The following is a 25487-nucleotide window of genomic DNA, read 5'->3' on the forward strand; positions in this document are numbered from 1 at the left end:
AACGGCCCCCGGGGCGTGCCGGTTCACCCCCGATCGGCCGCCGGTCGCGGGGTGCGCCGTCGGCGGCGTGGCGGGCTGCCGGGGCGGTCCGGTACCGGGGCGGGTGTGGTCGACGGCGCGCCGGGCGGGTACACCGGCAGTCCGGGGAGTCCGGTGACCAGGATGTCACCGAGACCCGGCACGACGACGGTGTCCGGCAGGGCCACCCCCGCCAGGACCATCCCCACCAGGACCGCGCCCGAGGGCACCACCGTGCCCGACGGGACCGGACCGGCCGGCACCGTGCCCGGCGGGACGGCAGTAGCCGGACCGGCGTCCCGGTGGGCGACCGGGGGGACGGCGGTGCCGGCGGGTCGGTCGGCGGTGGCGACCGGGGCCGGCTCCGGGCGCGGTCGGTGTCGGGCGTTCGGCTCCCGCGTCGGCAGCATCCGGCTGGCCTCGTCGACGGTGATGACCGGGGTGTCGGCGGCGGCGAGCGCATCCAGGGCACGGGTGGTGTCGTCGACCGTCTCCGGGTCGGTCGCGTAGCTGTCCAGCGAGCCGGGTTCGGCCCGGCCGACCAGGGCCACGAAGTCACGGGCCGGAAAGACGTACACCTGCGCGTCGTCCGGGGCGGTGAACGCGTCGGCGTCGACCACGAACCGGCGTACCACCGGGCCGTCGCCGGAGGGCAGACCCACCTGCGCGAGGTGGTCGGCCATCCCCCGGGCCACCCCGTATGCGGTCTCCGGCCGGGTGAACACGGCGACGGGGGCGTACGGGTCACCGGTCGTGAGATGTACCCGTCCGGTGGCCGGGTCCTGGTACAGGTCGGTCGACACCGCCTCCGCAGCCCCGCTCTGCTGCCCCCGGGGCACCTCGACGACCAGGTGCAGCAGGACCTGACCGGGGCCCGGCCGGACCGTCCCGGGTCCGGTCACGCCCGTGGCAGACCGGACCGGGGTGGCCGGGCGGCGGGCCCCGGCAGCCGGCGCGTCGAGCACCCGGTCCGACACCGCACGCGGGTCGCCACCGGGAGCCTCCCGGTTGGCCAGTCGGACGAAGTCGGCCCGACCGGCCGCGATGCCGGCGCGGACCTGTCCGGCGAGGCCGTGCATGGCACGCAGCCGGGGCCGGTCCGGCTCCCCGCCGTTCCAGAGGGCGCTCATCTGCTGCAGGGTGCGCAGCAGCGTCATCCAGTCGGCGAGCGGGCCCGGCGCCCCGGGGATCCCGGCGAGAGCGCCACGGCCGGGGTCGCGGCTGATCCGGAACGTGTCCAGGGCGGCGGTCGCCGCGTCGAGCAGCCCGTCGAGCATCGCCTCCCGGGTGTCCAGGGCGAGCCGGTCGAGCTGCGCGTCGGTGCGCAGACCCACCACCGTCAGCGCGTCGTCGAGCCGGGCGAGCTCCCGGTCTGTCGCCGCCTGGTCGGGCTGGGGACGCAGCCAGCCGGCCAGCACCCCGACCGCCCCGGCGGCCCGGTCGATCGCCGCGAGATCGGCGGTGCCGGCACCGAGCCCGCCGACCACCTCGTGGTACGCGTCGAGCGCCGCAGCGGCAGCCCCGAGGGCGCGTGAATCCGCGACCGGTCCGGGGCCCCCGGTCACGCCGAACCACAGCGCCCCGAGTGCCTGGGTCAGCAGTTGCCAGCCGTAGACCTGCATGATCGGCCCGTCCAGCGCGATCCCGGTGGCGTCGCGCAGCCGGGTCAGCTCGGCACGGAACCGGGCCAGCGCCGCGACGTGGTCCGTGTCGTCCGCCTGGTCGCCGTCGACCAGCGGCGTCAGGTCGAGGTCGCGGTGGGCGGCCGGGGCCAGCTCGATCAGCGGCGTCAGGTCGACGATCACGTCGAGCGTCCCGGTCGCGCGGCTGACCAGCCCGGCGACCTCGACGTCGCCGGTGCGCCACTGCTGCGCCCACCGGCCCACCAGCCACCGGAAGTCGTCCAGCACGCCACGCACCTGGGCGGCGTGGGCCGCGAACGGGGCGGCCAGGGCCGGCGTGACGAGCACCGGCAGCAGCCGGACCAGGACGCTGCCGAGCTGGTGGACGACGACCGCCGCCGCGGTCTCCGGTTCCCCGGCGGGCAGCCCTTCGAGGGCCTGCCGCGCCTCGGTGACGCGCAGCAGCACGTCGTCGCGGAGGTCCCGACCGTCGTGGACTCCGCCGACCGCGCTGCCGGACGTCGGGACGTCGGCGTACACCGGGCCGGGGAGCACCCGGCGCAGGGACAGCTCGATCTGCATCCGGATCTGCTCACGGACCCCGTCGACGACCCCGTCGAAGGCGGTGACCTCGACGAGGACCCGTACCGGGAGCATCCCGACGGGGAGCCGGGCGTCGAGCTGGCCCCGGAGGAAGTCGGCGGCGGCGTCGGCGAGGACGCGGGCCACGGCGTTGTCCCGGGAATCGGCGAGCAGCTCCGGGGGCACGCCCAGCACCAGACCGAACTCCACCGCCGTGCCGGCTGTCGCCGGCTGCGGCAGGCCGGCCAACCAGGAGGTGACCAGCGCGGCCCGCCGGGCGATCGCGTCGCGGGCCGGTACGGTCATCACCGCCCAGTCAGCTACCGGTTCAGCCGGGGTGAGCCGCTGGTGGCCCCCAACGGCCGTCGTCGGCGGGGTGTCGCCGAGCAGTTCCAGGTCCCACGGCCGGCGGAGCAGCTCCACCCGGTCGAGAACCGCCCGGACGGCGTGGTCCGCGGCGATCCGGACCGGGGCCTCGACGTCGAGGCGCTCGGGCCGGGTGCGCCAGGTGCGTTCCAGCTGGGCCGCCCTGACCGGTGGCACCGTCGGATCGGCTGCCGGAGGCTGCTGCCCCGGCTGGCCCGTCGTGCTCTGCGGTGCGAAGGGCGCGACACCGATCGGTCGGAGCACCGGGTCCACCGCCCGGTACTCCCCGTCGGCGTCCGGTTCGCCGACCAGCGCCGCCAGCAGGTGGAGGTGCCGCGAGCGCAGCCCGGCCCACCGCATGCCCCGTAGTTGGGCCTTCTCCTCGTCGGACAGCGCCGCCCGTTCCTCGTTGGACAGGGCGTCGGTGGGACGACCCGCGAGGTCGCCGAGCAGGCTGCCCGGCACGTGCGGGCGGTGCGGTGCGGTGGCGTCGCGGTACTCCTCGCGCAGGCCGAGCTGGTGGGCGAACTCGTGTACCAGGTCCTCCTCTGCGGCGTCGCGACGCCAGTGGAACTGGTCGATGGGCCCCTCGTCGATCACCTGCACCCGCAGGTGGGCGTCGTGCGGGGCGGCGGCCCGCTCCACGGTCACGTGCAGCAGGTCGCCGAACCGGTTGGGCAGCCGGTACGCCGTCGCGTCGGCGCTGGTGTTGAACACCCGGTGCACCTCCCGTTCGAGGGCGGCGAACATCGCCCGACCGGTATCGTCGTCGAGCCACACCCGCACGGTCAGGTCGGTCACCGGCTGACCGCCGTACTGGAACCGGCGGGCCTCGAACCGCGACACGACCTCGTAGCGGTCGTCCCGGGCGGGTCCGGGCCGGCTGACCGGGTCGACCCAGTGGTGCTCGCGGACCGCGACCTGTGCCATCGCGCGCCGGATCGTCCACTCCAACGGCTCGTCCTCCCCGCGCGGCACCGTGCCGGGTTCGGGGCGGGGCGGGGCCGGCTCCGCCCCGTCGGGCCCCAATGGGTCCGCAGTGCCAGGCTGCTGGTCCGGGGGCGGGGCGGTGATCACCGCGCGCAGGTCGGCGGGGACGGCACTCATGCTGCCCTTCTGGTCCGGCCGGAACACCCGCCATCCGCCGAGGCCGTCGTCGGTGGACACCATCCGGGCCGCGCCGGCGCGCGTCGTGATGTCGATGTCCGCCCCGTGGGTCAGGACCACCGGTGTGACGAGAAGTCCCGGCTGCTCGGCCACCGCCTGTCCGAGCACGTCGACCAGGGTCTGCGCCGCCGAGTGCGGCAGCGGGTGCCCGACGAGCACGAGACCCTCGACCGGTGTCAACTGGGCGATGACCGTCTCGACGACGGCCGTCGCCCAGCCGGGCAGGTACGTCGGCGCGTCGGGACCGGCGAAGACCAGCTGGCGGCTGCCGGACGCCCGGATCAGGGGCACCAGGTCGAGCACGTCGGGGTCCTCGGTGCCGAAGAGGGGCGGCAGGACATGCGCCACGTCCGGCGGGTACAGGTTCAGGCGGACCGTCGTCGGCTCCAGCAGGTCGACCCGGTCGTCCAGCGGGACGAGCACCCCGTCGGGGTCGACACCCCGCCGGACCCCCCGGTCGCTGTCGGCGTCGTACAGCGCCGGCAGGAACTCCAGCCAGGGCCGCGTGCCGTCGGGCCAGTCGACCCGCAGCTCCCCCGCATCCGGATCCCACCTCGGCATCGCCTCCCCCGCCAACGCGTAGACGGGCCGGCCGGTGAGGTCCGCGAGGCGTTGCAGGAAGACGTAGTGCTCGGGAAGGCCCACGTGCTGGACGACCCGGATCGCGGTCACCTCGTCGGAGACCGGCAACAGGGGGCGTAGCGACCAGTTCAGCGCGTACAGCGGCAACTCGACGGTGAGCAGGCCGGGCGGGCCGGCGTGCCGCCACATCGGCCAGAGGTCCCGGTCGGGCAGGGCCAGCTGGAGGCCCCCCGGACGCTCCACCGCTATGCCGGTGACCTGCAACGCCTCGTCGAAGGCCGCCCCGGCCTCCCGGCGCAGCACGGCTGCCTCCACCTGGGCGGTGGCGCCGTCGACGTGCTGCGCGCCGAAGTACCGGACCTCCAGCACCATCAGCGGCAGCGCACCGTTGGACGTGTCGAAACCGTTGATCACGGTCATTCCGCCGTACCCGAGATGCTGCCGCACGTCTCCGCGGAGGTAGTCGATGATCGAATGTTGCTTGTTGTTGTTCTTCTCGTCGACGAAGGCGACGTTCTGGAGGAAGTCACCGACCAGCTTGACCCCGGTCCTCAGCTCGAAGCGCTCTTCGAGATCCGGGAACCGGTCCGTGAAGATCCCGCGGAACAACTGCGCGATCTCCGTGAAGTTGGCCTGGAAATAGGCCTGTGCCGCCGGGGACAACGCGTCGAGCAGCGTCCGCATGTCCTGCCGGGACAACGCCGCGACGTTCTCCTTGACCAGACCCCGGTGGAGCCAGGCTCCGGCGACGCCCGCGGTGTTGGAGTACAGCACGGTGGCGAAGCCGCGTAGCTCCGCGACGTCCCGGGGGTTGCCGCCCCCGTCGGCGAAGTGGTCGGCCACGGTGTCGGCGAAGGACAACGCGTCCTCCAGGTGGGGGCGGGCGTAGGAGGGGGACACACTCGTCGGGCTGCGCCAGGTGTGCCGGGCGACGTAGGTCAGGAACGAGTGGGCACCGGCGAGCGGGACCCCGATGCTGTGGTGCACCCGGGCGCCGGGCTCGCTGTCCGACGGGCGCGGGCCGACGTTCGCCTTGTGACCGAGCGGTGTCAGCGCCACCTGGGGGAGGTGGCCGGCGGCCTGCACCGTGCCCAGGAGCTGGGCGAACGGGACGGGCCCGGTGAGCGCCGACAGGGCCTGACCCAACGCGGTCATCGCCGGATACAACGACTCGCCGCCGTGGTGGGCGTCCATCTCGGCGTCGGTGTCGGGTACGACGCCGACGATGACCTCCAGGATGGCGACGGCCTCCTTGGTCCGCTTCGGGCCCGGTCGCCGGTAGAGCTGGCCGTCGCCGCTGTCGCGGAAGTAGGTCTTGGTCTCTACCTCGATGACTGTCGTTCCCTTGGGGTCCCTGGCGAGCGCTTTCGTCCGGGCCAGATCGGGCAGCGTCTCGGCGGTGGCGTCCGTGAACATGTCGGCGGCCGCGCTGAGGTCGAGCATCTCGAAGAACTCGAACTCCGTGCCATGGCCCAGGAAGGTCCGGTTCACCGGCGCGTCCACGATCGCCCGCGCCACCGAGGTCGAGGCGACGGGCGCGAACGTCCCGGTGTCGACGAGCGCCGCCGGATCGACAGTGCCCTCGGGATCCACCAGGACCGCACGGGCGGCGACCTCCGGGCCGAGGGCGTTGAGCCGGGGCAGCCGGTTGTCCGCCGCGGCCCCGGGCAGCAGCACCGCGCCCCGGTCACCGCCGAACTGCACCCACCGCACCGGATCGGTCTCCCGGTCCAACCGGTACCCCGCGAAGGCGTGCCCGGGGGCACTGCCCGGACGTTCCAGCAGGACGAAGACGGCGGTTCCGGGCACGGCGGCGACGAGCGCCCGCTCGACCTGCGCCCAGGAATCCACCACCGCCCAGTCGGACCGGTCACCGGCGAAGTCGCCGGCCCACCGGGTGCCGATCGCAGCGTCGTCCCGGGTCCGACCGACCCGCAGGCCCGGCCGGACGAACCCGTCGATGCCCGGATGCAGGACGACCGCGAACCGGCGGGCCAGAGCCAGACACGACAACGGATCCTCGGGCGGACGCCAATCCGTCACCGAGCCGGCCGGACGGACGGCAGCCTGCACGTCCTGGGTCTCCTGCACGGCCGTCTCCAACCCCGCCAGCGTCAACGGGTGCCGTCCCCGGCCGGTCCGCCGCGGCGCGCCGGCATGACCGCCCGGATGGCCGAGGACGGCACCGTCGGATCCGGCACCGCTCTCGGCGTCACTGTCCGCGTCGCTGAGCACGGCGTCGCTGAGCACGGCGTCGCTGTCCGCAGCGCCGTACCCGGGATCGCTCCCGGTCGTCGTGGGTCGCAGGGTCGCCGGATCGGTGCTCTCGCGCCAGAGGCCGGCCGTCGGGCGGGGCAGTTCGAGCGCCTCCTCCCGGGCCCGGGCCCGATCGAGCACGTCCGGTTCCGGGAGCCACGCCCGGTAGTGGCCGTTCGCCAGGTAGAGCAGCACCGGTCCCTCGCTGATCCGGGCCTCGGCACCGTCGAAGCGCGGGTTGTAGACCGTCCGGATCGACCAGCTGCCGACGTTCGCCTGCGCGTCGTCGGCCGCCTGATCACGGACCGCCGCCTGCGCGTCGTCGGCGGACCGGGAGCCGGCGGTCGGGTCGGCGGTCGGGCGGGCCGACGGGACGGGGGTGGCCAGCACCACCGGCCGGCGCAGCGCCGCTCCGACCAACAGGACGAGGTAGTCGCCGGTGTCGGCCGCCCAGTCCGCCTGCCACCTGTTGACGGTCCGCGCGAGTTGGACGCGTACCCGCCGCTGTGCCCTGACACCCCGGCCCAGCAGTCCACCGTCGGCGATCACCTGTTCCACCTCGGCGAGCCGGCCGTCGACGAGCAGGGCATGGATCTGGGCGCGCAGGCCGTCGGCGACCCGGAGGACCAGGGGGCGCAGGCGGGAGGGCAGGGTCACCTCGACGGGCCCACGGGCGTCCCGCCAGGCCTGGATCGCGTCGAGCTGCCCGTGGTACCCGTCGGGCAGCAGGCCGCGCACCTCGGGCAACGCGCTGACGACCACGGATTCGAGCAGGCAGAGGCCGTTGCGGTTGACGTCGACGACCTCCCCGGCGGCGGGGGGAGGAAGCGCGGTGAACTGGTTGTCGCTGACCGCACGGACCATCGACGGTGACGGTGACGGTGACGGCCCGGCCGGGGCTGCCGCTACGACCGCCCCGGCCGGCGCCCGGTCGTCGACGACCGGGTCGACGGGGGCAACCGGCTCGACGGGGGCAACCGGCTCGACGGGAGCAACCGGCTCGACGGGAGCAACCGGCTCGACCGACTCGACCGGGTCAACCGGGTCAACCGGGTCAACCGGGTCGACCGTCGGCGGGGCGGGTCGTCCACCGGGCGGCGTCGGATCGGTGCCGTCGGTCGGGGGAAGCAGGACCGGGTCGGCTGCGGAACTCCGGCCAAGGTGGCCGGCGGCCAACGCCACCAGCCGTTCGACCTCGGCTCGGGCCTCCCACCAGCGGCGACGGGCCGACGCCTCCGCCTCGGCCCGTTCCGCCGCGTTCGCGGCGGCCGCCCTGGCGACCGTGTCGGCGGTGGTGCCGGCGTCCCCGGGGAACTCCGCGACCAGGGCGATCCGTTCCAGCTCCCGCCAGGACTTCAGCGCCTTCTGCGCCTGCTTCGCGGCGTGGACCGCCTGCTCCAGGAGCCCGGCCACGACCACCCGGTCGACGGGCGCGCTCCCGGGTGCGTCACCGGCAAGCAGGTGGTCCAGGGCCTCGGCCTGATCGACCAGCACCGGCTGCGAGTCGGGCATGGTCACCTGCACGGCGGTACGGCGGGTGCCGGTGAGGTCGGTGTGTTCGGCGACGACGATCGTCTCGGTGGTCCACCACACCTTCGCCCGCGCGCCCTCGTCGTCCAGCCCCAGCCGCAGCACGTCGGTCCGGTGCGCGGCGGCCTCCTGGTGGCTGGAGTTGCCCGGCACGGAGACCCCGAGCGCCGGCACGACCCCGACCGAGGTGCCGAGGGTGTCCGGCAGGGCGGCGTCGGCGCGGGCCACCAGCCGGGCGTCGCCGTGCCGGCCGGCCCCACCGACACCGGAGTTCCCCTCGGCGGGCACGAGCACGGTGTCCAGCCGTACCGCGGTGACCCGGGTGTGCAGGACGAGCCGGTACCCGTCGGCGAGGGTGATCTCGTAGGGACCGGCCATCCGGTGCGGGGTGGCGGCCCACAGGTGGGTCCGTCCCAGCAGGGTCATCAGCTGGTAGTTGAGGGTCGTTCCGGGCATCCCGACCGTCGGTCCGGTGCCGACGATCCGCAGCGCCCGCATCGCGGTGGCCTGCAGGGCGGCGGCTCCGTTGAAGCCGAGCGCCGCATACCCGTCGGGCACCGGCACGGCGTCGGCCCGCCAGGCCAGCCAGTTGTCGGCCGGGATCGGCACCAGCCGCAGCGGCCCGTCCGTCCCGCCCACGGTCAACGGGGCGTCGGTCACCGCGGCCGGGTCGGGCAGCACGGTGGCCGGGCCGGCCGGCCGGTAGGTGAGGTTGAGGTGTTCGGCGGCGGTCTCGGTGCGCAGCGGCACGGTTATCTCGTGCCGGCCGATCTCCTGCCGGCGACGGTGGGCGGTGAAGACCAGCCGTTGTGGCCCGTAGTCGACCGGCAGCCAGGGGCCGGGGGTCTCGACGGCGCTGACCGCCCGGCCGAGGGTGACGTCGCTGGAGCGGCCGGCGGCGGTACGCCCCAGCACCCCGAGCGCGTTGAGCGCCGCCCGCTCGCCGACGTGTGCCACCGGGACCATCTCGTCGGTGACGGCCTCGCCCGACTGGCGTCCGCCGCCGACCTCGCTGACGGTGCTCAACTCCAGGTTGCTGGTGCCCGCCCGCAGCTGACCCACCTGTGGCGGGTCGGTGGCCGGTACCGCCCGGACGATGATCTGCACCGCCGGACGGCTGAGCAGCCCCGGGTAGCGCAGCACGAAGCTCAGGCCACCGTCGAAGAGGTCGCCCAGCTGCGCGGCGACGGTGACCGGGTCGGTGTGGTGCAGGACGGTGCTGATGTTCATGCCGGTGTTCCGGTCGTGGCCGACCAGTTCCATTCCCTCGTCGCCGCCGAGGCGCAGCGCACGCAGCCAGCCCAGCATGGCCTGACCGATGGCCGGGACGTCCACCAGCCGGCTGGTCTGGTGCATCACCTGCGCCGCCGGCGGGGTGACCTCGCGCGGTAGCCGCCAGCCCTCGGGGGTCGGGCCGAGGGCCCGCCGGTACTCCTCGGCCGATATCTGACCCAGCAGGGACACGTCGCCCACCTGCCGGTAGCGGGTGAAGGACCGGTCGGGCAGCACCCACTTCGGTTCGGTGAGCACCACGGCGAGGTGGACCCGCAGTCGACCGTGCACACCCAGCAGGACGGTCCGGGACTCGGAGTGCTTGACGGTCCGCTCGACCTCGGCGACGGCGAGGACCGTCTCGCCGTTGGTCCACTCGATCTGCCGCCGGCCGAACAGCCGCAGCGCCAGGGTCGCGGGCGGCTGAGTGGGGGTGCGGGCAGCCGGTTGGGTGGGGTTCGGGGCGGGTGCCTGACCGCCAGGCGTTTCCCCGCCCGCGTCACCGGGCTGGGCGGGGGCGCTGGGCTCGGCCGCCCGCCACGCCGCGCCGCCCCCGCCGACCTCCAGCCGGAACTGTCCACCCCGGTCCGCGGCCGAGCGGCGGACCGCGTACCCGGCGACCGCGCTCTCGTACCCGTCGCCGGTGACCGCGCCGGACGGCGTCTGGTCGTGGCCGATCACCTCGGCGAAGACGAAGACCGTGACCGGCACGTCGTCGCCGACGACCACGCTGGGGGCGTGCACCGGCTGGGGTTGCTGGGTCGCCGGGGCCAGCAGCGCCGCCAGGTGGCCCTGGTCGACGAAGGCGTTGAGCCACTGGTGCAGGGGGGTGCCGGGGATGTCGCCGCTGAACGCCGTGCCCCGCCGACGACCGCCGGTGCCGGACGGCAGGTGCCCGGCGTCCATGTAGTCCGCGGTGGCGCCCCGCAACGCGTCCAGCAGCTGCTCGCGCAGCTCGGGCAGGCCGTGGATGTGGTGGGTGACGGTGTGCTGGGCCAACGCCGCCCCGAGGTTGCGTAGCCGTTGCCGCGTCGGGGTCACGGCTGCGGGCAGGAGTTCACCGAGCGCCTCGCGCAGTACGATGCCCGCACTCGGTTCGCCGACCGGCGTGGGCAGCACGACCGGCTGCGGCTGCCCGACCGCGATGGTCTGGGTGAACGGCACCGAGAAACCGAGTTCGAGGTCGATGGTGGCGTCGCCGGCGAAGCGCAGTGGCTGCGCCTGCACGGGGTGGTCGGCCAGCCACCGCCAGGTGTCGGCGAGGAACCCGCGGTACTCGACGATGACCGACGCCGACAGTTCCAACCGGACGTCGTCGGCGAACACGGCGACCGCGCCGCCGCCGATGCCGACGACGCCGGCCTGGCTGCCCTGGGTCACCTCGATGACGTCCCGCCAGACGCCCTGGAGCCGCAGGCCGATGCCGGCGGCGCCACCGAGCGCGTCGCTGCCCACCGACGCGCCCGCCTGCACGCCCGACGCGACGCTGCGGACGGCCCGGTTCGTCGCCGCCTGCGCCCGGCCCTGGCTGGTGCGCAGCTTCACCGTCGGCTCGTCGTCCTCCGACTCGCTCGACCCGCTGTCGCTGGGCTCGGGGAGGTCGGCGGTGACCGGGTCCGGGTGGGTGCCCCGCCGGCCGAGGTACCGGGGGGCGGTGTCCGGGTGGCGACGCCGGACCCCGATCCGCACCTCCAGCGTGCGGCCGGAGAAGATGTCCCGCACCCGCAGCTCGATCAGCAGTTCCCCGTCGGCGGTGGCCAACAGGCGTGCCGAGTAGCGGCTCGGGCTGTTCTGCGCCGCGAGGCGTTCCTCGTTGCCGAGCCGGTCCAGGGCCCGCCGGATCCGGTCGGTCTGCACCCGCGGGTTGTCCCAGTCGGGCAGGTACTGCCGGTACACCGCGTTGCGGTCGTCGTCGAGCAGTCGCCGCAGCCGGTCGGCGACCAGGCCGGCGACCAGGTCCCCGCCGTGCAGGAAGCCGCGTCCGATCCGCAGCCGGTCACCCTGCCACAGGTAGTCGGGCAGGGTACGCGGGTCGGCCGGGTCGTCCTCGACGGTGCCGGCGAGCAGGGCGACCAGGTCGCGGTCGGGCCGCGCCGACGGGGTGACCCCGGCGAGCGCCGCCACGTGCTGTTGCGGCATGACCAGCAGCGTCCGCACCGACACCGGCTGCGACCCGCGCCGCAGCCCCCGGTGTGCCAGCGACCGGGTGACCGACCGGTGCATGCTCCACTGCACCGTGCCGGTGTACTCGGCCAGGTAGAGCCTCAGGACGTGGTCGCCCGTCTCCTGCCCGGCGGTGGTCTCGACCTGCGGTGCGACGGCCTGCGCCCGGCGGTCGACGACCGAGAGGGTCGGTCCGGCGGAGAGCCGGAACAGGCCGAATGCCCGGCCGATCAGCACCGCGAGGAAGCCACCCCGGTCGGAGGCGGACTGCACCGACTGGCCGGTGGTGACCGCGGCCGCCGCGCGCAGCAGTGCCGATTCGGGCAGCTCACCGATCGGGGTCAGCCGGGTGAGCCGCAGGGCGGGCCGGACCCCCTGGGCGTAGGCGGGCCGGCCCAGCCACGAGGAACTGGTCGCGGTCAGGCCGGTCGCGCCGGGCTGTACCGCGTCGAGTGCCCGCTGGCCGCCCCAGAGCCGCCAGACCCTGAGGTTGCTCCCCCGGCGGGCCACGTCGGGGATGCCGGACTGCACGGTGGTCGCCAGGGCGCCGTCGTCGACGACCTGCACCGGGTAGCTCGCGTCGCGCAGGAACGCCGCCCCGGCGCGACTCACCGTCAGCGCGGTGCCGTCGCTGATCGGCCGCATCGTGGCCAGCACCTCGGGGGTACGGAACCAGAGGCGGTCGCCGTCGCCGGGCACCCAGGTGGCCGGGACGTCGGCCCAGGCCGGCGGGGCGGGCCGCTCGGTGATCTCGACCTGGACGAACACCGCGCTGCGGGTGAGGAACGAGTCGGGCACCCCGATCACCATGCCGTTGTCACCGGTGGTGAGGGACTGCCCGATCGTGCGGACGGCCCGGCTGCTCAGCACGCCACCCAGGACGGTCACCCCGACACCTCCGGCGGGGATCGGCACCACGACCCGGGCGGTGGTGGCCTGGGGCTGCGCCCACGTCGACGCCGACACACCTGCCGTCCGCCGGTCCTCGATACCACCCAGGCCGGGGGCGAGCCGCACCTCGTCGGTGTCGCTCGGCCGGGGTACGAGGCGCACCCAGGCGTACCGCTTGTCCCGGCCCACCCGGACCGGGTGGCCGGAGCCGTGGTGCAGGAACCCGGTGGGGTCGGCGGCCAGCGCGTGCAGCAGGGGCCGGGCGCTGGCCATGGTCACGCCCAGTGTGCCCAGTCGCCGGGTCACCTGGGCGGTGAGCCTGTCGCTCCAGGCCGGGTGGCCGGTGTGCGGCACCCCGATCAGCAGGGGCTGCGCGGTGACCGCGGTCCGTACTGCGGTGACCTGCTCCGCCGTGGGTTCCCGACCGGGCACCTGGCGGGCCTCGCCGGTCGCGTCGAGCAGCAGCACCTGGGCCCGGCCGGTGCACAGCGCCTCGGTGAGGTCGGCGTCGCTGAGCCCGGCGGCGTCGACCCCGACGACCATGAGCTGCGCCGGCACCGTCGCCAACCCGGGCTCGACGACGAACATGAGCAGATGTCCCGGCTCCTGCGCCCGGGGCAGGTACGCCAGCGCCACCGAGCCCGGGGCGGCGCGCAGCGCGGTGACGGTGGCCTCGACGTCGTGCAGTGGTTCGAACTGCCCGCCCAGCGCGGCGGCCAGGGTGCCGGGGATGGTCTCCGGGGTCACCGTGAGTTGCCCGCCGAGCGTGCGGGGTGTCCGCCCGAAGTAGCCGTCGACCAGCCGCAACATGGCCTGGACCAGGTCGGTGGCGTCGGCCACGACCAGCGCCGGGTCACCGGTGGCCCGGGTGAGGCCGGCCGGCGACGGGGTGAGGAAGTCGGCCAGGTCCATCGCCTCGCCGTGGGCGTCCACCGCCAGTACGGTGGTGCCGGCGCGGGTCAGCGCCGCGGCGGTGACCGGGTCGTCGGCGGCGGACCGGGCGAACACCCCCGGCCGGGCGGGGTCGACCACCCGGGGCACCACGGCACCGTCCCGGTCGTCGGCGACCAGCCAGAACACCCGGCCGGGCGCGTCCGGCGGCTGCTCGTGGACCAGGACCATCGCCCCCGGCCGGCGGGTCAACGCCTGGATGAGCGAACCGGGACGGCCGACGTCGGTTGTCACCGGCCGCCCGCCCAGTGCCTGGTGGAACCCGGCCAGGCTGAGCGTGGTCACCGCCGCTTCGGTCACCGGGAGGTTGCCGATCCGCCCGTGCAGGACGAGGTGGGCGCTGACCGCCCGGACCCGGGAGCTGTCCTCGGTGGCGCCGGCCTCGTCGGTCTGCACCGCGTCGACCCACCCGGCGAGCCGGGGCAGGGACGGTCGGCCCCGGCGGACCTGCCGACCGACCGCGAGGCGGGCCGCCGGCAGCCGGCGCAGCGCCTCCCCGGCGGCGTGCAGCGCCGCCGGGGACGGGCCGGCTGCGGCGGCTGTGGTCCCTTCCGTCGAGCTGGTCGACACCGACGCGGTGCCGCCCGAGCCGGACTCCGTCCCCGCCGCGCCGGTCGACGCGGAATCCGGGTCCCGGTCCGACGAGGCATCCTGATCCGGCTCCCGGTCCGACGGCGCGTCCTGGTCTGCATCCGACGACGGGTCCTGGTCGGCCTCTGACGGCCGGTCCTGGTCGGCATCCGACGGCCGGTCCTGGTCGGGGTCCGAGGGCAGGTCCGGGTCGGAGTCCGCCGGCCGCTCCTGGGCGGGATACGGGGGCGGGTCGGATACGACCTGGCCGCCGAGCATCCGGTGGCCACTCGCGACGCGCACCGCCACCAGCCGTCCCCGCGCCAGCAGCATCCACGGTGGTTCGGTCAGCCCGTCGGGGTCGAGCGCGGTCAGCCGGTCGACTGACTCGGCCTGCGGCCGTACGAGCGTCAGCGTGCCGTCGGGGGCGCGATGGACGAGGACCACGGCGTCGCCCAGCCAGACCAGGGCGACCGCGTTGTCCGGCAGCAACCCCAGGGCCGTGACCGGCACCGGGGCGAACTGCAGCGCGTGCAGCCGTCGGGCCAGCAACGCCGGGTGCTGCCCCGCCGCTCCGGGCAGACCGAGGTGGGTGAGCACGCGGCCCACCGACTGTTCGCCGGAGGGGCCGTCGACAGCGGCCCGCAGCCGGTCCATCCCGAACAGGGCCGAGGCGAGCCGGGCGGCCCGGTCCGCCGGGGTGCCGGCGGGCAGCCCGGACAGCCGGCCCCACAGGTTGACGCCGTCGGGCGGGATGGTCCCGCCCCACTCCTGGCCCAGGTCGTTGACCGCACCCGCCAGCTCGGCCAGGTCGGCGGTGACCGCCGCGACGGCCTGGTGGAACAGCTGGTACGCCTGAGGTCCCGTCATGACGTCGGGAACGCCGGTGCCCGGCCGGGGACGGTGGGCCTGCCACTGTCCGTCCCCGGTGCGGACCAGCACCACGGCCGACCGCGCGGCGAGCGCCCCGGCGAACTCCTGGGCCGTCGTACCGGTGTCGAGCAGCACGACGACGGGGAGGCCGGCGGCGGTGTCCGGCAGGATCGCCCGGTAGTCGTCGGCGGGCAGCGCGCCGCGCCCGTCGGGACGCCCGGTGGTCACCCCGTCGCCGCTCACCACGCCGGGTTCGACGAGGACGCCCCGTTCGCCCAGCAGCGGGCCCAGCCCCCACGCCCAGACCTGGTCGGGCATGACTCCCAGCAGCGGTCCGTCCCGGTAGGGGACCGCGATCAGCTGCGGCGGCGGCACGTCGTCGGACGGTTGCCCGGTGTCGGTGGCGGGGGGTGTCACCTCCCACGCCAGCACCCGCCGGGCGGGGAGCCGACCGGCGGGGGTCGACGTGATCTCGATGACCGACACGTCCGCGCCGACCCACCAGGCCGGTCCGACCGGCGGGCCGACCGGCACCGTCCAGTCGGGTACGAAGGTGCGGTCGGCCGGGCGGATCCCGTGCTGGCGCAGCGGATTGTCGGTCACGGGCTGTCCGACTCCGACGAGACGGGCCAGTTCGAGCATGGCGAGCCGCCGGTCGTAGGACAGGTCGTCGGCGAGTTGGGTCGGCAGGGTCGCCGCCAGCGTTCCGTCCTCCTCGCCCAGGATGTCGTGCCCGACCTCGGCCAGTTGATCCCCGTCGATGAACCACCCGTGCAGGATGTGCTCCCCGTCCGGACCGGGCGCCATGACGCGCATCACCGAACCCTCCGGCAGGGTGTACACGTGGTCGTCGGCGCTGATCTCCTCGACGGCGACGAAGGCGACGTCGGTGACGGCGGGGCCGTCGGGCTGGTCGACGTCCCGGGCAGCCACCGTGTCGGCCAGGAACCGCACGGCGGCCCGGGGCAGCGCCAGCATCGTCGGGGCCGGCACGGTCTGCTCCCGGAGCGTCGGGTCCGTGGCGGCCAACCCGGCGATGACGTACGCCAGGTCCGCGCCGGTCAGCACACCGATGCGTTGTTCCTCGTCGGACCACGCGTACGCCGTCCACGTGCCGGGGTCGCCGATCGTGGAGCGGGTCACCACCGCGAACACCGCGTCGAAGATCTCGGGGATCTCCGCGATCGATTCGACCTCGCCGGGCACCACGATGATCCGGGTCCCCTCGGGCAGCCGCTCCTTCAGGACCGCGACCGCCTCGGCTGCGGGAAAACCCGCCCGGACGCCGTCGACGACGTCCTCCATCTCGGACAGTGGTACCACGGCCACCCGGGCCGCGGCACGCAGGGAGGCCGGCAGGCCGGAGCGACCGGGCGACCAGAGCACCACGCCGTCGCCGTACCGGTCGGCGGCGGGCACGGCCGACACCGGCATGCCCACGGCGAGCAGGGATTCACCGGCGTCGACCGGGAACTCCACGGCGGCCATCTCGGCGCCCAGCCACACCAGGGCCTGGGCGTCGTCGTCCGCGTCCGGGTCCACCGCCCAGCCCAGGCTGCGCCATGACGGGTTGTCGCGGATCGTCCGGATCAGGTCGTCGACGTGGCCGGCCGGGATCGGCAGCCCGCCCAGCGTGAGGTGGTCCGCATAGGGCCGGCCCACGTCCGCCGCCCGCGCCGCCCGACCCAGGTCCGGCGTCCAGCGGACGACGGGGCCGGTCGCGATCCGGTCGCGGAGGAAGTCGCTGACGGGCGCGATCGTGGCCTGGTCCACCGTGACCAGGTAAAGCTCCTCGCCGGACCAGCGCTGGAACACCCGGACCTGGTCGACGGGGACCCGCAGGGTCACATCGTGCTGCTGCTGGTCGGGGCCGCCGACGAGGACCAGCCCGTCGTGGCCGGCCTCGGCCGCGAACGCCTCGGCCGAGGCCCACCGGTCCAGGGGGAGGTGGAGCTGACCGTCGACGATCTCCTGCCCGAACGGCCGACCGAGCAGGTCGAAGACCGCGCGCACCAGCGCGGTCTGTGTCGGGGTCCGGCGGCGGGCCTCGGCCGCGCTGAGCACCACCGTGTCGAACTCGTGCCGGAGCTCGCGCAGCAGGTCCGCGCTGTCCGGGCCGGTCAACTCCAGCTGCCAGCCGGGGAGCTGGTAGACGGCGGTCCAGCCGGCCAGGTCGGCGTCGGGCGCGAGCACGCCGACGCCCCGCTCCAGCAGCCGCTCGACGAACGGGCTCCCCTCCGGCGGCGACCGGTCGAGCAGGACGACCCGGGGATGCGCCCGTAACGCCTCGCTCTCGATCACCTCGTCGGCGGTCACCTCCCAGCCGTCCCCGGTCAGCCGGTCGCCGTCGAGCTGCCCGGTGGCGACGACCAACCCCCGGCCGTGCAGGTCCTCGTGCTGCGGGACGGTGACCGCCACCCGGACCTCGGGTGGTTTCGGGACGAAGTAGACCATCGGATGATCGACGATTGTCCGGGCGGCCGTGTCGACCAGCAACAACGTCTGACTGGGCGACTCGGCGGACTCGGTCCAGATCACCCCCTCCCGGGTGGACCGGCCGGCGAACAGTTCCCGCACCTGCGCCAGTGCGGCGGGCGACACCGGGGCGAAGCGGTGACCGGCTCCCGGCCAGGCACCCGGGGTTTCACCGATGCCCCGCGCAACCTGGTCCCGATGTGCCATGGCCAGCAGGAACTGGTCCCAGGGATAGGTCCGGCCCGGGTCGAGGACGGCCAGCCAGGACTGGATGCGCGACCAGGGCTCGCTTATCACCCGCCACGTGTCGGGATGGTCGGCGGCGTACCTGCCGTCGAAGAGGAACTGCGCCCAGCGTGTCCCACCACGGGTGGTCTGGAAGGACTGCACCAGCTCCGGATGGGGATCGGTGATCTCGATCAGCACGCGGTGCCTCGGTAGCACGGCTGGATCGATCAACAGGACCCCGGCCTGCCGCAACTCCGTTCGGATGCTCGCGACGTCTCCCCTTTCCGCCCGACCGAGCAGCAGCCGCACGGGTTCGGTCGGCGTGGCCAACAGCCCGCTGTCGAAGATCTCGGTGAGCCAGTCGTCGTCCTCGTAGATCCGCAGGTCAGGGTCGGCGAGCAGCGCCTGGGCCAGCTCACGGCCCTCGACCGGGTCCGCGGCGTGCAGGGTGGCCCGGGCGAGCGCGTCGTCGAGTTGGGTGACGAGCTGGCTCACCTCGGCGCCGGTGACGGCACTGGTGCCGAGCACGATCCAGTGCACGTCGGCGGGCAGCAGCGTCGGCAGGACGACGATGGCGGAGGCCCGTACCCCCTGGATGAAACCGGAATCCACCACGGCGGCGTGGTCGAGGTCCGGGAAGAACAGCACCCGGGTGCCCCCGGTGGTCGGCAGCCGGGCCAGGTAGTCGGCCGCGGTGTAGCGGGTGCCGTCCGGGGTGACCAGCGCGTCGGACGACCCGGCGTCCAGCCGGCCGGGCTGTACGACGATCCGGTGTGCGCCCCGCCAGCCGTACCGGTCCACGTAGGTCACCAGCACCCCGGAGAGCAGCTGCCATGGACGCCGCATGATCAGCTCGCGGACCGGTTCGTGCTGCCAGTAGTCGTCCAGGGGCGTGTCCTCGGGCATCTTGAGGAACGCGGCCAGCCCGGCGGCGTACGCCGGGGTATCCCCGAACGTCTCCCAGAAGGTCTCCCGGATCGCGGCGAGGACGCGGGCCTGCAGCATCGCCCGCTCGATCCCGTCGAGCGGGCTGTCGTCGTGCTGGTCGGGCCGCTCGGCCAGGATCCCGGCGGTCTCGGTCTGCTCCGTGTCCTCGATCACGTACTGCCAGGCCCGGCGGACCATCTCGGGCGGGTCCGTGATCGGCTGGGCCACCGGGCCGTCGACGAAGTCGTTGCGCCACAGCGGGACCACGGTGATCAGGCGTGGGTCGACGTCGAGCGACGCCCCTGCCGGCGGTTCCACCAGCGCGTCCACCTCCAGCGCCGGCTGGTCCTCGACCGCGGGCAACGACAGCCGGACCAACCGGGTGGTGTCGGCCGGGGCCGCCACGGCCAGCTCCACCGGGGCCGCCCCGGTGGTGCCGGTCACCGTCGACGGCCATCCGCCACGCAGCAACCAGCCCCGGTGCCCGCCGAGACCGTCGGCCAGACCGGTGTCCGCGACGGTCACCCGCCGCACCGGGCCGGGCGGGGTGGACTCCGCGCGCAGCGGCGTCGCCGCCCCCGGCTCCGCCGTACCCTCGTGCCGCCGGTCCGGCGACGACGGCTCGTACGCCGGGGCCGGATCGCCGGCCGTGTAGTCGGGTGGGGCGACGTACGCCTGCCGGACCCGCTCGGGCAGGCCGGCGAGCTGCGCCCGGGACAGCTGCCCGGCGGGGGGTACGGGGAGCCGGAAGCGGAGCCGGGGTATCCGTACCGGCTCGGCGGGCACCTGGGACTCCTGCATGACCACCACGCTCAGGTGGGCCGGTGCCGCCTGGCCCACGTCCAGGCGGCGGCGTAGTTCCCGCTCGACGGAGCGACCGAACGCCACCGCGTTCGCGTCGTCGTCGCTGACCACGGTGAGCACCAGCGGCGCCCGCGGGTCGACGGCGATGGTCGGCGCCCACGGCCCGCCGTTGTGCCCGCCGGCGAAGAAGGCGTCCAGCACCGCCTCGGGCAGCACCCGCCCACCGAGCAGCAGCGCACGTTCGGCGTCGGCGAGCAGGACGAGCAGGTGCTGGCCGGGCAGGTCCACCGCGTCGACCTGCCGGATGAGCGTGGTCATCGTCGTGGCCAGGTCCTCGCCGTCCCAGGGCCACAGCACCCCCCGCTGCTTCGGGCTGCCGGCCACCCCTCGCCAGTCGGGCTCCTTGCCGCTGTCGCCGGTGTCGACGGTCCGGCCGCCGTCGTCGGGGACGCCGGCCGGGGTGGCCGGGGTGACGAGGGCGTCGGGGACCCAGGCGTCGTAGTGGTCGCGCCCGTTGTAGAGCAACCGCACCGGCGTCCCGTCGCCGTCCGGCCAGAGGACCGTCACCGACGGCGGGTCGAGCCGCCCCTGCCACACCGGCCGGCCGAGCGCCGCACCGATCACCAGGGGCAGCACGTCACCGACCCGGCCACCGTCGTCCGGATCGTCCTGGCCGGGCAGCAGCCGCTGCCAGTCCCAGGTGTCGACCGCGTCGAGCAGGGTGGTCTGCACGTCGTATCCGACCGGGAACAGCCAGGTCGTGGCCACCTGGTCGAACAGCTCGACCATCGCCGGGGAGGGGTCGGCCACCCGCCGCCGGATCTCGTCCCGCAGCGCCGTGTCGATATCGGTCAGGTCGGTGTCGTGGACGCCCGCGCGGCGTACCCGAAGCAGCCGGTCCACCGCGTCCGGCGGCATGCCCGGGATGTCGGCCATCGCCTCGGGCGTCGCGACGGCCACCGCACTGAGCAGGCAGAGCCCGTCGCCGATGATGCGGATCCGGTCCCACCCGGTCGGCGGAAGCGGGGCGTTGGTCAGCCGTACGCCGTCCGGGTCGGCGTCACCGGCCCGGCTGGCGTACCCGGCGAACGGCACGGCGAACGGCGCGTCCGACCGGTCGGGGTCGACGATCTCGTCGTTGACCACGTCCCACGCCCCGGTGCCGTCGGGCACGAACAGTGCCCACGGCCGACCGTCGACCGACACCGGCAGGTGCCCCGTCGTCCCGGCCACCACCAGGTCGCCCTCGGGCGCGTACACGTCGGTGTCGCGCAGGTCGGCCAGGCGCTGCACGGACCGCGCGCCGATCCGACCCGCCGCGCAGGACAGCAGCGCCAGTCGCCGGCCGTCCCGCTCGGGCGACTCCAGCATCGTGTGCAGCTCGTCGACGCTCAGGGTCACCTCGCCGGTACGGCCGTCGGTGTGCCGCAGTGGCACCCGGAACCGGTCGCCGGCCCCGTGCACCAGCACCGTCACCCCGTCGGTCGCGGCGGGTAGCCGAGGGTCGCGGGCCATCCGACGCCATTCCCGGTCCGACAGCAGGGCGATGCTCCCCGGTCGGCCGGGCACGTCGTGCGTCACCACCCGGCTGCCGCCGTACCACCAGGTCCCGTCCGGGTCCTGCCGCAGTCGGCCCGCAGCGGGCCGGTCCGCCCGACCGGCCGGGGTGGACCCACGCCCCCGTCGCCGGTCCCGGCCGGTACGGTCCTGACCGGCGCGCCCGGTCGACGCGGTGTCCCGGCGACGGATCCGGTTGGTGTAGGCGGGCCCCGGCTCGGTCCAGAGCACCGCCCGGCGGCGTTGCCCCGGGGTCGCCGGGCGCTGCGTGCTGCCGGGTGCCTTCGACCGGCCGGCACCCCGGCTACTCTGGTCGACCCGCACCATCCGTAGCGGAATCCCCTCGGTCCGCAGTCGCGCCGCCACCATCGTGCCGACCAGCTCCGCCAGCGAGGCCGCTCGCCGCTGTCCGGTGCGGTCGGCCCCCCGCCGCAGCAGCCGGCCGCCGTTGCCGCCGCCCTCGATCCGGACCCGCACCACCCGGGGCCGGTCGGATTCCCACGCCCGGCGGGCCTGGGCGACGACCTGGTCGACGAACAGGTCGAGCTCGGGCAACTGCCCGTCCTCGGCCGCCCGCTGGCCGGGGGCGAAGTCGACGGTGACGGTGGCTACCGGGTCGGCGTCGTCGGGGGTGTGCCGGACCGCGGTGACGTCCCGGTCGAGCCGGTCGCCGACCACCGCCGCGACGGTGTCCAACCAGCTCTGCACCTCGGCGGGGTTCATCGTCGGGCGGGTCGCCCCCATGTACTGGGCCGAGCGGTCGTCGACCTGCCAGCGCCGGGCCGACTCGTTCCAGGTCAGTTCGCCACCGACCCGGGCGTGCCGCTCGATGGCCCGGCCCCGCGCGTCGAAGCCGACCGCGAGGCCCGCGTGGCCCTGCCCGCCGAGCTGTTCCCGCAACCGCTCGGCGGTCAACTCCGGATCGTGCTGCCGCATCCCCGCCAGCAGTGCGCGGAAGTCCCGTGGCCGCATCGCTGCGGCGGCGTCGGCCGCACCGAGGTAGATCTCGCCGTCCTCGGCCACCACGTAGCGCCAGGACCGCGTCCGCGCCGGGTCGAGCAGGTGGGCGGGGAAGTCGGCCAACCGGTACCAGAGCGGATTGAGGCGTACGTCGCCGGTGTCGTCGCGTTCGCCCGGCGTGATCCGGGCGGCCCGTACCGCCGGCCCGTAGGTCTCGTCGAGATCCACGCCGACCGGCGACTCGTCCGGGACGTCGGCGACGCTCAGGGAGTCGGGACTGTCGGGGGTGACCGGCCTTCCCGGGGTGCCCGGCACGCCGAAGAGGTCGACGACGACCGGAGCGGCGATGGTCGCAGACGGGTCGACGACGACTGGAGGGGTCGGATCGTCGGCGGTCGCCGATGGGTCGACGACGACCGGAGCGGTCGGATCGTCCGCAACAGTCGGCGGGTCGGCGACGACCGGGGAGTCGGGAGGGGCCGGAACGTCCCGAGCAGCCTGGCGGTCGGGAGTGTCGGTGGCGGGGAGACCGGCGGGGGCGGGGGTGTCCGCCCCGGCGGACGAGGCGTCGAAGTGGTCACGGTCGTTGTGGTAGACCGACACCGCTGCGGCGTCGGCCGGTCCGTACACCGCGCGGACCCGGCCGTCGGCACGGCTGCGCACGCTCAACGACACGTCGAGCGCGTAGGCCAGCAGGGGCAGCAAGGCCACACCGACCGGTTCCGACCAGGAGCGGGACCAGTCGCGTACGGCGGCCAGGAGCACGGCGAACTCCTGGTCGGTCAATGGCCCGGCATGGAAGCCGTACCAGTCGAGGTAGGTGGTGCGCAGGTCGTCGTCGGTCAACCCGGTCAGGTCGGTGAACCCGTGCCGCTCCAGCACGGCGATCCGGTCGGCGCGGGAGACCAGGTCGGGTTCGACCCGTTCCCGGTCTGCCAGTGCCTGACGGACCTCGGGGATCACCGTCGGTAGGGCGTCGCGGTGCATGGTCAGATATCCGGCGACGAGATCGATCATGGCGTCGGCGGTGCGGTCCAGTGGTGCGTCGGCGGGGACGGGCACCGCGCCGATGGAGAGCTGTTCGGCATGCCAACCCACCGCCGCACGCACGTCGTCGGGCTCTGCCAGCCACCCAGCCACCTGCGGCGACAGCAGCTCGGCAGCCGCCAACCGATGCGACACCAGCCCCGGCGCGGACGTCAGGACCGCGTAGGGCAGACACCGCCCGTTGGCCGGCACCCGCACCAGGTCCGCCGGCAGCTCCTGGACGGTCCGGGTGGCCGGCTCGGCCGTCGGCACGGTCACCGGCTCGACGGGCTGGCTGGTGGTGGGGTCCGGGGGCGTCGGTTCCGGCCGGGACATGCCGTACCGGCTGGTGCTGGCGGGGTCCACCAGGGCACTCACGGTAGCCGTGCCGCCCGGCGTCACCGGCACCGGCATTCCCTGCCCGTCCCGCACGATGACCCGGGCGCCCACCGGCAGTTCCGGCGGTTCGCCGACCGGGCGGACCCGTCGGCCCTCGGTCGCCTGGGTCTCCACCCAGAACAGCTCGCCACCCTCATTGACCAGGGCGAAGGCGTGCCGTGGGGCGTTCGGTGGCTCCACCAGCACCGCCGCCACCGCGTTCGGGCCGGCGGCACGGACCGGGCCGAGCACCTGCGCCCAGTCGGAGACCGGCTGCCAGTCGGTGCCGAGCTGCGCGGCGAGGTTCCGCTCCGGACGGGCGGGGTCGACCGCCGTGTCGTCCCGGGTCACCCGGGGCATGGCCGAGAACTCACCGACCACCGCCGCCAGCCGGATCACGCAGTCCGCCGCCGTACCGTAGTACGGCGGCAGCACCCCGGTCAGCCGCTGCTCCAGGACGGCCCCACGGACCTCCCCCGGGGCCCCGGGGGCGACGGTCACCGCACCCACCGGCACCGGCTGTGGACCCGCCGCGGGTACGCCCGACGACGCACCGGTTCCGGAGGCGTTCACCGGCTGCGCCCGGGAGCCCGACCCGACCCCCGGCTGCGATCCGCCCGCCGCCTGCGTCGCCGACCCGGCCCCCGACGGCGGGGTGACGGGTGCCGATCCGCCCGGCACCTGTCCGCCCACCGGCTGCGGTCCGCCCGCCCGGGTACCGGCCGACGAGGACGGGTCCATCGGCGCGGACGCACCGGGCGCGGTGGACAGGTCCGGGGCGGTGGACACGCCGGGCGTGCCCGACGGGCCCGCCGAACCCGGAGTGCCACCCACGGCGAGCGGGTCCACCGGCACGGGCCCGGCCGGCTCCCCCGACGGTGTCGACACACCGTCGGCCGGCCGGGGCCCGGCCGGGTCGGCGTCGCCGGAGCCACCGCCGGCACCCGGACGGGCCGTCGGCCCGGTCCCGCCGGCCCCGGAGCCCGCACCCCCCGCCGCACCGCCCCGGCCCGCATCGCCCCGGCCCGTACCGCCCGGGGTCGCGCCACCGGGGGTCGTCCCGCCGGGGATCGCACCACCGGGCGTCATTCCACCGGGGATCGCGCCGTCGGTGCCGGTGCCGCCGGCACCCGCCTCGGGTACGGCGGCCACCGCCTCCGCGTACGACGGTGGTTCGTCGTACGCCGGCAGGCGGACCGGGTCGTACGCGGGCAACTGCTCGTCCGGCACCGGGTCCGCAGGTGCCGACGGGTCCGCCTTGCGGTCCCGGTCACCGCTCGTGGCCTTGTTCAGCTGCTGGCCGATGGCGGTGCCGGCGACGCTCGCCACCCCGGAGAGCGCACCCGCGACGACGGCCGCCCCGTCGGCGTCCCACTCGCCGGTCGTCATGCCGTTGTAGACGAACTCGGTCAGCCACTCGCTGATGCCCTCGTTGGCGACCTCCTGGGCCGCCTCACCCGGCCGGAAGCCGTGCGGGTCCGGGGTGTTCGACGAAGCCGTCAGCCCGACCCGCCGGCCGATGTTGGTCGACCGGACCAGCCGCTCCAGCCCCTGCATGAGCCCGCCGAGGCCGAGACCGACCGCGCCGCCGAGCGAGCCGACCTCGGCGGCGGCACGGGTCAGCTCGTTGTTCCAGCCGTCCCGGGTGTGGTTGCGGATCTGGTAGAGCTGCACCAGCCGGTCCATCACCGTCTGGAGGCCGATCCCGACGGCCTGCGCCATGGCGACCTGGAACAGGACCCGGGTGGTGACGTTCTGGAAGATGACCCGCATGATCACCCGGCCGACCGCGAGTCGGGCCAGCGCGGCGCCCGGGTTGATCCAGGCGATCGCCAGCGCCGTCAGCAGCTCCACCATCAGGGCGAGCAGCGCCGCGATGATCATCAGCTTGGCGTACTGCACCTCGGTGGCGGTGCCCCGGTAGCTGTCCCCCATCCGGTTGGTGTACTTCGACACCAGACCGAGGTAGCCCGGGCTGTGCAGGACGTAGCGCTCCATCGTGTCGACGAAGGAGTCCTCGGCCTGCCCGTTCACCCCGGCCCGGTACGCCCGTACCCCGTCGCCGAACGTCTCGCTCGACGTGGCCACCTGCTCGGCAGCCTGCCGCAGCGCCTCGGCGGTGGCGAAGAGGTTGGTCTCGTCGGCCTTCGGGAACTTCTCGCCGACCAGGAACCGCAGGAAGTTGGCCAGTTCGGCCGAAACCTCGATCGCCACCGGAGACCACCCCTCGTCGTCACGCCGTTGTCAGGTGTTGCGCCAGAGCACCGCCCGCCCGGGGCGGGCACCGCT

Annotated in this window: 1 protein-coding gene; it reads right to left on the reverse strand. The window is 74.9% G+C overall.

Annotated elements, in window-relative coordinates:
* Window positions 1–23: 23 nt before the first annotated feature.
* On the reverse strand, window positions 24–25412 hold the full coding sequence (locus JQN83_RS13490) for a toxin glutamine deamidase domain-containing protein (RefSeq protein ID WP_208567478.1): 25389 nt from the start codon (window positions 25410–25412) through the stop codon (window positions 24–26).
* Between the last annotated feature and the right edge of the window lie 75 nt (window positions 25413–25487).

This window comes from Micromonospora antibiotica, assembly GCF_017599305.1.
Taxonomy (GTDB): domain Bacteria; phylum Actinomycetota; class Actinomycetes; order Mycobacteriales; family Micromonosporaceae; genus Micromonospora; species Micromonospora antibiotica.